The sequence below is a fragment of the Coprobacter tertius genome, assembly GCF_024330105.1.
Taxonomy (GTDB): Bacteria; Bacteroidota; Bacteroidia; order Bacteroidales; family Coprobacteraceae; genus Coprobacter; species Coprobacter tertius.
Window position 1 is genome coordinate 195,738 of the sequence record NZ_JANDHW010000003.1, and the last position, 12,826, is coordinate 208,563.

Below are 12,826 nucleotides of genomic sequence, written 5' to 3' on the forward strand. Positions count from 1 at the left end.
GCGGCCATAAGGACTATTTAGCCCGGTTACTCTATGCGCTCCGTCCTCGGTTGGGTCGTCCTTGCGCCGCTCTGTAATCGCATAGAGTTTATAAAATCCCCTAAGTTGCTTACGCTGGTTATGGCTTCGGAAAGCCCTACCAATTTGGAAGGCTTTATAGTATGGAAGAAAAGTGCCGTAAGCCGGTCTAACTCCTTATCGTCGTTATATTTCCTAATCCGTCCGCCAGCACCAACTTCGGTAACGTGGTAATCTTCGCCCAATACGGCAATAGCGATTATTCGGGCCATACGTGCGGCGTTATCTTTGGCTATCCGTTTAGCTTCCGCCAAGGTTTCCGTTCCGCCGGCCGTAAGTCGGTCTTCGTTTACCTCCATTTCTACCCATATCGCGCTAAGCCTGTCAAGAACCGAAAGCGTAGGTTCCTGTATTTCGAAATCCTCTTTTACCGTAACTATTTCGGGGCGTTGAAAGAGCCCTTTAACGCCTTTTTTACGCCGGTGAACTTTGTGCGTAACGCTGAACTTTATACCCTGCTTTACCAACAGGTTAAGTTCTTCGCGCTCTAACTCAAAATCCGTTTTTTCTCTTATGTTATCTTCGTTCATATTGCTTTATACTAAGAAAGCCCCCGAAACTTTCATTTGGGGGCTTTCGGGTTAAAGTAATGATTCCCCCGCTTTATGCCTGCACGTCTGCGGCAGTCATAAGCATAGCGGTCATTTTCTTGGTTCCCGTTTTGGTAGGCTGCAATACGGTACCGGCAACCTCGATAAGAAGAATACCGCTTTTGCTGAAAGTGGCGTTAATCTTACTTACGAGCTTCATGCGCGGAATCTCGAATTTAAGGCCCTGTTCCGGGGTAATACGTACCGACTTCTCTACTACGGGGATTTTATCCGGTGCTTCCCATTTATCCTGCGTAGATGAACCGTCGCCGGCCGTTCCTATTCCGCCCAAAAGGTCGGCAAGAACCGTAACCGAAGGGTTCATAATCGAAAAGTTGAAATTCGTCTTCCCACCCCGGCTAATGCTTACTACGGGGTCGTCCACTTCTTCGGCGTAGTGGTCGGTCGTTTCCGGGTCTTCCTGCGTCATCGTGCAGGTGTCTTGGTAGGTATAACCCAATACCGCCAAAGTTTCCCCCATACCGCCGTCTTCGGCAATTGCGCCTACCTCAATCTTGGAAAGGCCGATAGTATAAGTTTTCTTTGCTTCTGCCATTGTCGTAAATTTTAATTAGTTCGCTGTATGTTCCATTCTACCCGCAAGTTGTTGTAATGCTCGTTAATGCCCGGTTCTTTAATTATGGTTTCCGTAGAAACACGAATAGTCAGCCCGGTAATGTTCGCCGATTTTAGAACCGATAGGACAATAGCCGTTAGTTCGCGTATTCGCTCCCTATTCGCCTTAAATTGTTCGGCTCGGCATATCCTTTCCTTTTTGTCGGGGACATGGATATTTACGTTTGAAGTTCCGGTTTGCGGTACTTCGTGGTTTAGAAATAAATTGTTTATAACCACGTCTTCCATACCGGAATTATCCGGCCGTTCGCCCTGCACGTATATTCCGCCGCTAAGGGCCTTTTTCAATTCGGCCGAAGCGTTCAGAATCTCAAAAAGAATATCATCGGTTTCTATACTTTGCATAGCTATCTGTGTTAAATCCATAACCGGCAATGAAGCCGGCCGGGGTCGAACTTTTCACAAGTTCCGGTTACTACAACTAAGCCCGTTGCTTTGGCCGCTTCGACAAAATCGGTATTCGCAAGTTGGCTAACCTCTACTTCTTCCCGCGTTACAATTACCTGCGTGCCTTCGGGAATTTTGGCCGTACCTTTCGGTAGCTGGATAAGCGAAGCGAATACGCGGGTTTTTCCGTCGGCGGTCTGAATTGTCGAACCTTTACCGTTGGTTTCTTCCCGGCAAGCTGCTTTTAACTCCCATGCGGCGGCGGGCGTTTCCCAAGAACCGTTAGGTAATTGGACGCTTTCGCCGTTGTGCTGCAAGGCGTACAGGTATTGCGGGTATTGGTAGGAAGTCGTTACCATACGTTGCTTTTATTCCGAATTTTGGGCTTGCTGGCCGGCGTAATGCCTAATTCGGCGCAAGCCGCGTTATACCAAAGTTTTATAGCTTCCCAATTCCAACTAATGGAATACCCGCCTTCCCCTATATTGGCAAGGGGGATAAGCGTTGTAAACTCTCGGCAAATAGCCGTTTTTGCCTTCCGTACGTCCACCGGTGCGTCCGGGTCGGGGATAAGGTTACTTTGGTTGCAAAGTATTAAATCCACGTCGTCCGCCGTTAGCTGGAATCTGCCGACCGTCTTAGTTATCCATTCTTTGTAAGTCATTGGTAGCGGGTGTTAAAATAGGGGCGACCGTTGCCGGCCGGCCCCGTCTTCGTTAGTGTGTCCAAGTGCTGTTAGAAGTGTCCAGAAGGAAGGAACGGCCCGAAGAAAGCCAAGCCGGGAAAGCGTTTGCAATTCCTACGGTAACTTCTTCGATAGGTTCCTCGGTGGAATACTTCTTTACGCAAGTGTGGCCGTTCATAGCTTTGATAGCTACGGAACCTTTAAGGTTCATATCGGCCGGCTTCTTCCAATAGGTCGAACCGAGTACCTTGCTTTCGCTGAACATTACCACGTTATCGGCGAACGGGTTGCCGGTAATGCGGCTTCCGTCGTCCTTCTCGATAGTAATATCTTGGTCGATAACTACGACCTGCAAGCCGCGCAGGTACGCCAAACCTTTCATAGCCGCGTTTACCTGCTCCAAGCTCGGCGTTTGTGCGATGTTCAAGGCGTTAGCCGCGAACGAAGCGCAAAGTTTCGTTACTTCCTCGGTCTGAACCATAAGCGCGAAGGTGTCAAGGTTCATAAAGGCGTACTTCAAGCTAATACCCTTCTTCTTGGCCTTAGCTACGATAGCCTTAAAGTCCTTGCTAAACGGTTTTGCGCCGGTGGTGTTCCAAGCGGCCGAGCCGGTCTGAAATCCTACCTTCTGCGTTGCGTCGATTTGATAATCTACGTCGTATTCGGTAATTACGCTATTGTTGTTGTCGTTGGTAAGCGTTACTTTACCCAACGAAATAGACTGCAACGCAATCCATTCCAAGCGGGCGGCCACCCCGTCCCAGCAGTACTGCGTATCTTCGGCCCACGCTTCTACCAACGCCCGAAGGTCGGGGTTCGCGGAAGTCATGGCGACCATAATGTCGTATTCGTTAAGCTCGTTTTCGTCCTTGGTGCGCTTAATAGCCACTTTCGGAATATCGCCCTGAATACGCGCAATAGCTTCGCGGGTCTTCTTGTTGATACTTGCGCCACGCGCTACAAGGTCGCCGGCAATCTTTAACCCTACCTGCGCTTCAAGGGCTTTCCACGTAAGCGTGTAGTTCTCCTTCAAGGGGAACAAGGTAGGATAGTAATACGGTTTAAGGTCGTAGGTATTAACTACGGCCTGCATATCCCTTTCGGTAATGCCAATCATTAAGCTCCTTTGCATAACTTTTCCCGATTAAATTAGATAAACTGAATACCGGTAAGTTTGGCTTTCACTTCGGCACCGATAGGCGGGATATTGCTTTCCCGAATCTGCCCGATAGTTACGGCGTTTACGATATGGTTGCTAAGCGCGTCTACGTCGTAGCTTTCGCCTACAAGGGCTACCGGTGCGTATTTGAAAGCTGCCCCCGAAGCCCCGGCCTTGGCTGCGAGGTAAAGCGAATCGCCGGCTTTTGCGGCAACTCCAAGGGTTGTACCTACCGTAAGGTCGTCTTTGGTCGCGTCGCCGCTGTTTGTGGCGATAGCGGTAATAGCGTAAGCCGCTTTACCGGAAGCCAGCATAAGCACGTCGCCGACTTTGAAGTTATGGCCCTTCTTTACGGTGTAGGTGGTAGCGGAGTTCGTAGCGTCGTCCGCAAGAACGGCTACTTTCACTACATGGTAAAGCCCGTTTTCGTCCTTTCCTACCGGCGTACCTTCGTGCAGAACTTTCTGCGTAAGGTCGGCGGCTGAAACGGTAATACCGTTCGGAATATCGGCGAGCTTGTGGGTAAACGCGCGAATAACGCGGTTATCCTTTTTCCTGTCGATTCTAAGCATTTTACAAGTGTTTAAGCGTTAAACCTCTTTGCCGCCCAAGCCTTTATTTTCGGCTTCTGCGGCCTTTGCCTGTATGTAGCTTTCTACGCCCGCGCTTACTCCGTCCTTGTTGGGGGAACCAAGTACCGGTTTTTCGTGAAGGCTTAGGCCCCGGTCTGCCAACTCTTGGCCGAAGGCTGCTACGTCGTTCTTGGTTTCGGTCAGATACTCGTTAAATGCGTTTTCATCGGCAAAGCCGCCAAGTTTGGCTACCCTGTCGAAATCTTTAAGAACCTTAGCTTTGTAGGCTTCGGGTACGTCGGCAAGCTCTTTAACAAGCGTTTCCCGGCGGCTGGCGGTTACGGCCGCGCTTTGAAGGCTCATTACTTCGGACTGCAAGCCCTTAGTAGCTTCCTTTACGGCGTTCGTAATCATTGTTTGCACGGTTGCGGCGTCCAAGGTTCCGGCCGGTGCGGGTGGGGTGCCGCCGTCTTCCGGTTTCTTTTCCACAAAGTCGTACTTCTTGCGCAGGTTGTCCTCGCGCGTTTTGTTTGCTTTGTCTATTTCCGCGTCCGCGTCTTTGCGCCAATCCGCTATAAACTTCGCTACGGCTTCGGCGGTAAGTTTACCTACGATACCGGTAGCTTCTTCCTTGGTATTAACCTGCATGGCGATAACTCGCGCAAGCTGGTTAAGCCCGTCTTTTCGCACGCCCGGAAACTGCGTTTCAAGTAGTGCTACAATTTCGTTTAGTTCCATTTTGATTTTTGGGATTTAATTAAACCTGCAACAAAGAAACGTATTATAGTAATACGATTATTCGCATAGCGTTGCAAGTTCTCTACACCCGTTTCAACAATTCAACCGTAAGGGCTGGGTCGCTTCTTGTTCGGCTGTTACTGAGTAAGTGATTTTGCGAACAAATGGCAATGCAGTGTAAGGAATAGCAAAAGAAGGCGATTTTAGCGCGTTTTATTCTCCAAACAAGGAAATATACCAGCCAACCGCATAAAGTCGAACAGCGGGCACGAGAAAGGGCAAAAACGGGTATTCTTGCTTCGTCCGTTATCCGGCCCCTATCGAAAAAGTGGAAGACGGGAATTTTGTTACCGCCGTATTGCTATCATCATTCCGCCGGTTGAACTATCAACATAGCGGCGGTTACTATCATCATTCCGGTAATGTTGGTAGTTAATGTTGCAAGCTATTCCGAAATGTTGATAGCTTCCGGGGTATGTTCGTAAAGAAAGGTTCCCCCCCCATACCCCCCCTATAAAGAAATATTCTTTTTCTTTATATTTATCCAGTGCCCCTAAGAAGGGGCACGCTTGGGGCTACCCAAGGGCTGGCCAGCCCCTCGCTTTTGTGTGCGTTATTTGCTGATATATAGTTATTTATTGATTTTATAAAAATGAAAATTGCGCCGAATGTTCCGCGCGAAATTGTGGGGCTGCCTTGGGGCTGGTTAGGGGCTGGGCTGTGGCTGGTCTGCTCCTTCTTAGGGGCTGGGTAGCTCCTGCCTTGCTCCTTGCTCGATTTTTCGCCGTAAAATAGTGTTATTTAGTGTTTTTGCAGTATATTTGCAACGTTCCGGGGAGAAATCCGGGAACGTGTACGGAAGCGTATAGGTATCTAAGTTTGAAAATCGCCAATTAACGAACCATAGATGAGCCTATTAACGCTCGCTGGCTGTATATCCATTTCCGATATATCGCTAAGCGTGGGTTATGGTTTATTCTATGGTGGGCGTTTGGCGATGCCTCAAACTTGTAAACCGATAAGGCCCACGCTTTCTGCGTTTAGTAATTGCCTGTTCGGGTTCTTGGGGCGCAAATTTTACGACTATGCAAATAGAAGAACTATTAGCCCTACTAACACTTGCGGCTGCTTTCCTGCAAATTATCCTATTCTTCAAGTTATGGATAATGACGAATGACGTTAAGAAACTGCGCGAAAATTGCGGATATTCGAATAAGTCTAACTTCAACTTTGAAATACGCAAATTACTTGCTTCGGGAAGCAAAGGGAAAGCAAAAGAAATGTTATTAAATCGTTTCTACGATAGTATTTCCGAACTCAATTATTCAGGGTTGGATAAGTCGGAAAACAACTACGACCAAATAACGAAAAACATAGACGCGGATTTTTTGAAGTTGAAAGAAAGGCTTACAAACGACCTTTCAAAGATAGGCGAGCAATTACCGGAAAATATTAAGCAAATGAAATCCGGGAATGAATTTTACGAACTGTTTAACTGAGTATCTTATGAAACACTTTTGCCTGTTATGTGCGCTCTTTCTGTTGGTAGGGTGTTCCAAAGATGAAGACCCCGGAAGAAACTATACCGAACAACAAGAAAAAGCCTTATCCGTGTTTAATGGAACTTGGGCCGACACGCAATTTTCTAACCTTGGCAACTATCCCGGTGCCGAACTCCAACCCGACCCGGATAAAATCATATTCGGAACCCAAAACAATAAGCCCGTAGAAATCTACGAAAACGACTTTATCGAAGGAGAACGGCTGTTATTCTCTGCCTTTGGCGAATTGGTTTACCATAGCGAAGGGTACGAAGATGTCCCGTGCTATTATTGGGTATCGAACACGGCCGATGAACTACGCTTATACCGGACTTCTACAAAGAAACTATATAAGAAATTCACGCTTTCAATAAAAAGCGATACGAAAATGCACCTTCACGACCCCGATTTGTCGCTACCGTACATTTTCGTAAAACAATAGCCGGCCAGAAACGGCCCTATTTCCGTTTATCTCCTTTGTCGGGTATCGGCCTATATCCCTACGGAATTGAAGGCCACAAAATCGAAATTCGGGAAAAATAAGGAAGGAGTAGCGCGGTGCTACTCCTTCTTCTTTTCTTCTGTATCGTCGTCTTCCGCCATAGCGTCGGTTTCTGCTTCCCAACGGTCGATAGCGGCCGCGTGTTCCCGCCGGTACGCTTCTTTTTCGTCCTTCGGCATTGCGTCCCAATCCTTACGGGCCTTCGCCCATTTATCGTTATCGGGCCACTTATCTATTTCTTTTACTTCTGTCATAGCTCTACAAGTGTTATGCGGACTTCTTGCCCGGAAATTTCGTGCTTCACTATCTTAAACCGGGTGCCGTTAGTAAATAATACTTCCCGCTGGTCTTCGGGAGCAAATTTACCGTTAAATTCCGAAATATCGGATATGTCGCGGCCGTTTTTGCTCTGAATTTCAAAAAGTACCCGTACTTCCGTCTTCTTCAAATCTCGATAGCTGGCAAACCGGTAAGCAACCGCCGGCGTTTTTGTCGATGAAGTGAAAATAGCGTGTTTTACTTCGTCTTTGCCGGCGTAAAGGCGTTCGTAATCCTTCCGCTTCATAATTGCACCTCGGTAGACGGTTCCCCGGTATTTCGGCAATCCTTCCAACGCCTTAGCCATAAGGGAAGCCGAAGCCTTGTTAAAGTCGGTAAGGTCGCCTTTATCCAACTGCTTATTAAGCTGCCGATAGTTCCCGCCCTGCTGGGTATAGTGATGAAGGGCCGCAAGCTCCGTATTCTGAATATCCGGGTAAAGCGTACTAAGCAATTGCGTTGCTCGCTCCATTGCTTCGGCCGTACTTCTTGCCCTCGTAAACTTCCGTTCTTCGGCTGTATAGGTGTTTACCGGCAAGGTACCTATACTTTTTCGGTTATCCCGAACAAAGTACGGTAAAGTCTGCCAACCTTTCGAGCGTTCCTCGTTTTGGGCTATCCAATCGGTTAGGGCTTTCGGAACCTGTGTTACGGTGCGCTTGGGGTTCGGCTTCCAATCCTTCAATTTCCCGGCCTTACGCGCTCTTATCCGTTCCCTAAAATCGCTTTCCGAAATGAAGATAGGCACCATTTCGCAACGGCAATGCGGGTGCCAACCAGTCCACCGGAAAGTTTTAGGGTACCGTCCGGCCAATTTGTCGCAAATGTCTACAAGCCGCTTTACTTTTCCGTTTACGGTGGTCGTATGGTTGTTGCTTAGTCGAATTTCATACCCTATAACAAGGGGGTTATTTTGGTAGCTTTCCCACTCTGCACGACGGTAGGCCGCGTTCATTTCTGTAACTGCAAGCCGGCGGGCGTTTTTGTACGCCGACCTATATACGCCTTGGCCGGGGTGGTATTTCTTTGCCGCTTGGCTTAATTCAAGTTCCCCGGTTTCTTTGTTCCTAACCCGTCTATAAAGCGCGTCGGGATTGTTCAAGTAACCGCGAAGGCTACGGCTTACTTCTTCCGGGCTTTTACCTTCAAGTATGCCGTTTTGTATGATAATTTCAAGTTCTTGTTTCGCCTTCGCTGTCAAATTCCAAACACGGGTAGATAAGTTCATACCCTCGCGGTCGGCATTAGCGTAAGCGTGTCCCGTTGCACCTTTGGCCCGGTGTGCCTTTACTGCCTGTTCGCAAATGTCGGTAGCTTCTTTCCGCCGTTCAGATGTCTTCCCGAATGTTTCTAACGCCTGTTCACTTACTCGTGCTTCTCCTTTGTCCCAACTCCCTATAATGCCGTTTTTGGTAATAAGGGCTGTTTTACTGCTAAGGTCTTTTAGGTATCGGTCTAATTTGCGTTCGGCTGCTGGGTTCCCCTTCCATGTGAAAGAAGCCCCCGTTTCTATTGCTTTCCTAACCTCGGTAAGTTTTATAGCTGCCTGGTATGTATCGCCAAACAGGGCGTAAAGCTGTTTTTCTACGCTCGCTATGTATCGTATAACTTCCTGCCTTTTATCCATTACGCCCTAAGTTCTTCTATTGCAATTCGTATATACTTACTTAAAATGCCGTTTAACTCGCTACAAGGCCCGCTAATTACGTCGTACCCCTTACTTTCGACGTATAGGGCATAATCGGCGGCGGCAACTATAACGGCTACTATGTCGTTCGGGTATTGTGCGGCTGCTTGTGCTGCCATACGCTTACCTTCTTCTACGCCTTCGCTCCCTTTCTCGCCACCGGTAGAACCGAAACTTTCCGCTACCTTTTCGCCGTGATTGTAGATAACGAAGCCAATCGACGAACGTAGCAGGTGCGTCCGGTCTTTGTAGGTGTTCAATAGTTTAGCGTTCCGCGTAACCTCTAAACAAGCCATTTGCATAGCGTCTACGACGGTGGCCGTTATAATGTCTACTGCTTCGTAAACACCTGCAAATAGCTTATCTATGTCGAATTTTGCTACTATGTTACCCATATCTTAGTTAGTAACTTAGTTATATACTTGGTTAGTAGCTATTCGGTGGGTTCGTAAATAGACGAATAGGAAGCCGCACTTTCTTCGGCTTCTATCTGCTCTATCTCTGCGTCTGTGTCGTTTACCCAGCCCAATTGCTGTACGGCCGTCTTCCGAGAACAAATAGCCTTCTGACCGGTTGCCGAAAGAAGAAGGTTTACGTTCGCCGATTCGTCCTCAATCATAAACGGCACTATTTCGGGTTCTATAATAAGGCTACCGCAAGCGTCTACAAAAGCCTTATCCTTTGTGTTCATCTGCGATAAAAACGCCTGTATTACGCTTAATCGACGCTGCAAATAATCGTCGAAAATTTCGCATTTGTCCTGTACTTTTAGGTGAGCGTCCATAAATAAAAGTTTCAAGGCTACACCCGAAACGGCCCCTATACCTTTTACTGAATCAAAAGAAATATCCGGCGTTTGCGTAATGGTGTAAATCATACGCAAAAGGGTTTCTATCTCTAATTTTACGCTTTCGGGGGCCTGCGCCCAGCTAAGATATTGCGCTGTTGCTCCTTCCTCGCCTTCTATAACGGCCCCGCTTTCGCCCTTCTTGGCCCAACCCAAAATAGTACCCGTAGTAAAGATTTTCGGGCTTGCGTGGTAGTCGTTGGTATCGGCGAAATTGGAAAGCAACTTTTCCAAGCGGTCTATAAGGTTCTGCACGTCTTCCCATTCTACGGCAGGCTGGCGGCCATAAATAACCGGAATTTTGCCTATTTGGTTCTTCTTGGGGTAGCCGTCCAATAATTGCCATTGGTTGCTCGTAAGCGTCCATTTCCGTATTTCGGTATCGGTATAGGTTTCGAAATAGGTATGTTTTACACCCGCGCTATCCTTTACGACGTATTCGCGGGAGAAAGCTATCATATCGCCCGTTTCATCGAAGTAGGGGTAAAGCCTATCGCCGAACAACGGGCTAAAAATGGCTACCCGAAGTTTGTGCGTCGAATCGAAGCCGTAGTTTTTCGTCTGTTTCTCCACCGGGTACCAAAGTTCGGCCGCTTCCGTGCTGCTGTAAATGGCCCGCGCTACCTTGCGGTTAAGGGTTCGGCTTTTGGTGTCGAACAAAACGCGCTTTACAGCTTTCAAAACCTCGGCTTCCTTGGTGCCTTCTTCCGGTTCCGCGTTAAGGGTTACGGGGTTTCCAAACGTAAAGGCTACGGCCCGCTTTACTATAAGTTTCTGAATTGCCAAGGCTACGCGAGCAACCGGCTCTATACGGAAGTTTTCGGTTTCACCGTTTCCGTTGGTAACGGTCTTTATATTCTTCTTTTCTTCGTCGTTTATATCGAAGTCGGAAAGGTCTACTTTTACCTTCTTATCCCTACGCTTTACCGGGTCGTTTACGTCGTGGCCTTTGGGGTCAAGCTGGGCGATATATTCGGCAGCGTTCGGCTCTGTCGCGTTACGCCCGTTCTTCAATTCGGCAATAGCGGTACTATGGTTTTCGCCTGCCAAAAGTTCGTTAAGCTGCTTGCTATTCATTTTGTTGTTATTTTAATAGTTAAACATTATGCGAAATATCCGGCCGCGCTTTTCTTACCTGTAATGGGCCGTTGCTCTACGGTTCCGGTCAATGCGTCCGGCGCGTCGTCGTGGGCGTTCTTGCCAACCTTCATATAGTGCGTAAGGGCTTGGTAGAAGTCGGGCCACATTTGCGCCCACCCTCGCGGGAAATAAGTAAGGTTTTGCACTTCCGCGCTATGCGTAAATATGCGTACGGCCTTGTTTTGGCTTTGGTGGAACCACTTAATACGGGTTTTGTTGTTACCCATTAACCGGGCTTGTTTCTCTACATTACGCGCGAAACCACGGCCGCCGTTGTTACTCTCTACTACGGCCAATTCTACCGCGTGTTTGGTTAGCATTTCGGCCGTTTTGGGTTCGGTGTACTCCATAGGCTTAGCCGTATAAAGCACGTCCAAAACAAAGTTTCCTATCTCTGTTTCAAGGTAGGTTATCGAGCAAAGGAAATCCGCGCCTTCGTCCGCCGTGTCTGTATAGTTCTTAACCTTCCGTAGCTTGGTGGCCGGCAGTATGTCGTATTCCTTAAATGGGTTTTCGTACATAAGGCCCTGCAATGGTTTCGGGTCTTGCTGGTAAAGGCTTTCGAATACGTGCGGGTTTCGGGTGCGTATTGCTTCCAACTTTTCTAAGTTGTGGCGTTCTGGCCATAGTGCCGTACCTTCTTCGCGTGGGTCGTATTCGGTAGGTGCGCCCTTCTTAATCGCTTGGTATGTTACTACTACCCACCCGTTCGTATTGTTTACCGGGTCGTATATTCCTTGCTGCTCCAAAAGGCGGCCGGCTAAGTCATTTTCGTGCCAGCGGGTAAATACTATAAGCTGCTGGCTATTGTTGTGTAGTCGGGTTTCGGCTACCGTGTCGTACCAATCTTCGATAGCTTCACGAACAACCGCCGACCAAGCAGTTTTAGCGTCCTTATAAATGTCGTCCATTATAAGGGTATCTACCGGTTCGCCCGTAAGCGGGCCACCTACGCCGACGGTCTTAAAACCGCCCCGGTGTCCTACTATTTCGCATTCGTCGGCATTGCGAAGCCAGGCCCCGGCAACGGTCGTAATGTTCGATGAATTAAGGCGCGTTTCCGGGAATATTTCGGCATATTCCGGGGTGTCTATAATACGCTGTATTTCGCGGTTGAACTTGCGGGCCTTCGGTGCCGAATAGCTTACTACGGCTATTTTATTGTCCGGGTTCCGGCCAAGTATATAAGCCGGAAGGCGGCGCGTAGAACCTTCGCTTTTGCCGTGCTGGGGCGGCATGAATACCATTAGCTTTTTAATCTTTCCTTCCGCGAATAAGGTTAGAACGTGGTAATATCGTATATGAAATTCGGCCGGGTCAAAAGTAGGCATAGTAGCACGGGTAAACGGCAAAAGGTCGGTACGTGCTTCTCGTATCAACCTTTCCCGTAATGCGGCTATATATTCTATTTTCTCTTGGCGTGTCATTTCCCTAACTTCTTTTCCAATTCGGCTATACGTGCGTCTAATTCTTCGTCCGTAAGTTGCCCGAACAAATCCTTACCGTCCTTGCCCGTTACTTCGTTGTTTTGTCTATTCTTCCAATTCTCCGGCTCTCCGTTGGTAAGCGTGAATATTATCGCCGCCGTGTCCGGCTGGAAATGTTTATCTACTACCTTCTGTTCCTTTATTCGCGGTATCTCCTTGCCGTTTACGTCGTACTTACCGGAACCTACCGTAGTTATGTGCTTTTCCTGCACCGTGTAACCTTGTATCTTTCGTAAAAGGCTTTTTTTCGCTTCTGCTACGAAGAAGGCCATACGTTCCGCTTCGGCCTTTTTTATATTATCCGAAAACTCCGGAAACCGGGTAATCCAATCGTAATAAGTAGAATCGGAAATTTTAACCATACGGCATACTTCCGCCACCGTATAAGTGTCGGTAGCGATAAGCGAACATATCTTTTCGGCTATCTTCTTATTGTATTTCGTTGGTCTTCCCATTACT

The 12,826-nt window shown here is 48.0% G+C and carries 16 protein-coding genes; 2 read left to right on the top strand and 14 right to left on the bottom strand.

Annotation, left to right across the window (positions count from 1 at the left end):
* Window positions 1-26: 26 nt before the first annotated feature.
* The 8 genes from NMU02_RS04295 to NMU02_RS04330 all read right to left on the bottom strand — a co-directional run bounded on the left by NMU02_RS04295 (window position 27) and on the right by NMU02_RS04330 (window position 4,845).
* Window positions 27-608, bottom strand: coding sequence for a hypothetical protein (locus NMU02_RS04295; protein WP_255026033.1), 582 nt, complete (start codon window positions 606-608; stop codon window positions 27-29).
* A 73-nt stretch (window positions 609-681) separates the two neighbouring features.
* On the bottom strand, window positions 682-1,224 hold the full coding sequence (locus NMU02_RS04300; protein ID WP_255026034.1) for a hypothetical protein: 543 nt from the start codon (window positions 1,222-1,224) through the stop codon (window positions 682-684).
* Between the two features lie 11 nt (window positions 1,225-1,235).
* A complete protein-coding gene (locus NMU02_RS04305) occupies window positions 1,236-1,649 on the bottom strand; it encodes a hypothetical protein (RefSeq protein ID WP_255026035.1) in 414 nt (137 codons plus the stop codon).
* 11 nt (window positions 1,650-1,660) lie between these two features.
* On the bottom strand, window positions 1,661-2,050 hold the full coding sequence (locus NMU02_RS04310; protein WP_255026036.1) for a hypothetical protein: 390 nt from the start codon (window positions 2,048-2,050) through the stop codon (window positions 1,661-1,663).
* Window positions 2,044-2,355: a DUF6706 family protein gene (locus tag NMU02_RS04315; RefSeq protein WP_255026037.1), complete on the bottom strand. Its 312-nt coding sequence runs from the start codon at window positions 2,353-2,355 to the stop codon at window positions 2,044-2,046. The genes NMU02_RS04310 and NMU02_RS04315 overlap by 7 nt, the downstream gene beginning before the upstream one ends.
* A 52-nt stretch (window positions 2,356-2,407) precedes the next feature.
* The gene (locus tag NMU02_RS04320) at window positions 2,408-3,508 is read right to left on the bottom strand and encodes a major capsid protein (protein ID WP_255026038.1); all 1,101 of its coding nucleotides are present in this window, start codon (window positions 3,506-3,508) and stop codon (window positions 2,408-2,410) included.
* 17 nt (window positions 3,509-3,525) lie between these two features.
* A complete protein-coding gene (locus tag NMU02_RS04325) occupies window positions 3,526-4,107 on the bottom strand; it encodes a hypothetical protein (protein WP_196053090.1) in 582 nt (193 codons plus the stop codon).
* A gap of 18 nt (window positions 4,108-4,125) precedes the next feature.
* Window positions 4,126-4,845: a hypothetical protein gene (locus NMU02_RS04330; protein ID WP_255026040.1), complete on the bottom strand. Its 720-nt coding sequence runs from the start codon at window positions 4,843-4,845 to the stop codon at window positions 4,126-4,128.
* Between the two features lie 1,085 nt (window positions 4,846-5,930).
* Between NMU02_RS04330 and NMU02_RS04335 the strand changes: the two genes are divergently transcribed.
* A complete protein-coding gene (locus tag NMU02_RS04335) occupies window positions 5,931-6,344 on the top strand; it encodes a hypothetical protein (protein ID WP_255026041.1) in 414 nt (137 codons plus the stop codon).
* Window positions 6,345-6,351: 7 nt separating this feature from the next.
* Window positions 6,352-6,828, top strand: coding sequence for a hypothetical protein (locus tag NMU02_RS04340; RefSeq protein WP_255026043.1), 477 nt, complete (start codon window positions 6,352-6,354; stop codon window positions 6,826-6,828).
* A 119-nt stretch (window positions 6,829-6,947) separates the two neighbouring features.
* Here NMU02_RS04340 and NMU02_RS04345 read toward each other — a convergent pair whose 3' ends face one another.
* From NMU02_RS04345 to NMU02_RS04370, 6 genes are read right to left on the bottom strand one after another with little or no spacing between them, the layout of a single operon-like run.
* Window positions 6,948-7,142, bottom strand: a complete 195-nt coding sequence (locus NMU02_RS04345; protein WP_196053086.1) for a hypothetical protein — start codon at window positions 7,140-7,142, stop codon at window positions 6,948-6,950.
* Complete coding sequence (locus NMU02_RS04350) at window positions 7,139-8,833, bottom strand: ADP-ribosyltransferase domain-containing protein (RefSeq protein WP_255026045.1); 1,695 nt, start codon at window positions 8,831-8,833, stop codon at window positions 7,139-7,141. Before NMU02_RS04350 ends, NMU02_RS04345 begins: the two co-directional genes overlap by 4 nt.
* Window positions 8,833-9,288 (bottom strand): hypothetical protein, encoded by a 456-nt coding sequence (locus NMU02_RS04355; protein WP_255026047.1) that lies wholly within the window; start codon window positions 9,286-9,288, stop codon window positions 8,833-8,835. The genes NMU02_RS04350 and NMU02_RS04355 overlap by 1 nt, the downstream gene beginning before the upstream one ends.
* A gap of 38 nt (window positions 9,289-9,326) precedes the next feature.
* The gene (locus NMU02_RS04360) at window positions 9,327-10,817 is read right to left on the bottom strand and encodes a phage portal protein (RefSeq protein WP_255026048.1); all 1,491 of its coding nucleotides are present in this window, start codon (window positions 10,815-10,817) and stop codon (window positions 9,327-9,329) included.
* Window positions 10,818-10,843: 26 nt separating this feature from the next.
* The gene (terL, locus tag NMU02_RS04365; protein WP_255026049.1) at window positions 10,844-12,307 is read right to left on the bottom strand and encodes a phage terminase large subunit; all 1,464 of its coding nucleotides are present in this window, start codon (window positions 12,305-12,307) and stop codon (window positions 10,844-10,846) included.
* Window positions 12,304-12,822, bottom strand: coding sequence for a terminase small subunit-like protein (locus NMU02_RS04370; RefSeq protein WP_255026050.1), 519 nt, complete (start codon window positions 12,820-12,822; stop codon window positions 12,304-12,306). The genes terL and NMU02_RS04370 overlap by 4 nt, the downstream gene beginning before the upstream one ends.
* Window positions 12,823-12,826: the final 4 nt, after the last annotated feature.

Bases quoted from the DNA above. Each gene is read 5' to 3' on its own strand.
- NMU02_RS04345 (WP_196053086.1), bottom strand. From the start codon at position 7,142: ATGACAGAAGTAAAAGAAATAGATAAGTGGCCCGATAACGATAAATGG.
- NMU02_RS04335 (WP_255026041.1), top strand. From the start codon at position 5,931: ATGCAAATAGAAGAACTATTAGCCCTACTAACACTTGCGGCTGCTTTC.
- NMU02_RS04355 (WP_255026047.1), bottom strand. From the start codon at position 9,288: ATGGGTAACATAGTAGCAAAATTCGACATAGATAAGCTATTTGCAGGT.
- terL (WP_255026049.1), bottom strand. From the start codon at position 12,307: ATGACACGCCAAGAGAAAATAGAATATATAGCCGCATTACGGGAAAGG.
- NMU02_RS04370 (WP_255026050.1), bottom strand. From the start codon at position 12,822: ATGGGAAGACCAACGAAATACAATAAGAAGATAGCCGAAAAGATATGT.
- NMU02_RS04350 (WP_255026045.1), bottom strand. From the start codon at position 8,833: ATGGATAAAAGGCAGGAAGTTATACGATACATAGCGAGCGTAGAAAAA.
- NMU02_RS04295 (WP_255026033.1), bottom strand. From the start codon at position 608: ATGAACGAAGATAACATAAGAGAAAAAACGGATTTTGAGTTAGAGCGC.
- NMU02_RS04300 (WP_255026034.1), bottom strand. From the start codon at position 1,224: ATGGCAGAAGCAAAGAAAACTTATACTATCGGCCTTTCCAAGATTGAG.
- NMU02_RS04315 (WP_255026037.1), bottom strand. From the start codon at position 2,355: ATGACTTACAAAGAATGGATAACTAAGACGGTCGGCAGATTCCAGCTA.
- NMU02_RS04360 (WP_255026048.1), bottom strand. From the start codon at position 10,817: ATGAATAGCAAGCAGCTTAACGAACTTTTGGCAGGCGAAAACCATAGT.
- NMU02_RS04320 (WP_255026038.1), bottom strand. From the start codon at position 3,508: ATGCAAAGGAGCTTAATGATTGGCATTACCGAAAGGGATATGCAGGCC.
- NMU02_RS04310 (WP_255026036.1), bottom strand. From the start codon at position 2,050: ATGGTAACGACTTCCTACCAATACCCGCAATACCTGTACGCCTTGCAG.
- NMU02_RS04305 (WP_255026035.1), bottom strand. From the start codon at position 1,649: ATGCAAAGTATAGAAACCGATGATATTCTTTTTGAGATTCTGAACGCT.
- NMU02_RS04330 (WP_255026040.1), bottom strand. From the start codon at position 4,845: ATGGAACTAAACGAAATTGTAGCACTACTTGAAACGCAGTTTCCGGGC.
- NMU02_RS04325 (WP_196053090.1), bottom strand. From the start codon at position 4,107: ATGCTTAGAATCGACAGGAAAAAGGATAACCGCGTTATTCGCGCGTTT.
- NMU02_RS04340 (WP_255026043.1), top strand. From the start codon at position 6,352: ATGAAACACTTTTGCCTGTTATGTGCGCTCTTTCTGTTGGTAGGGTGT.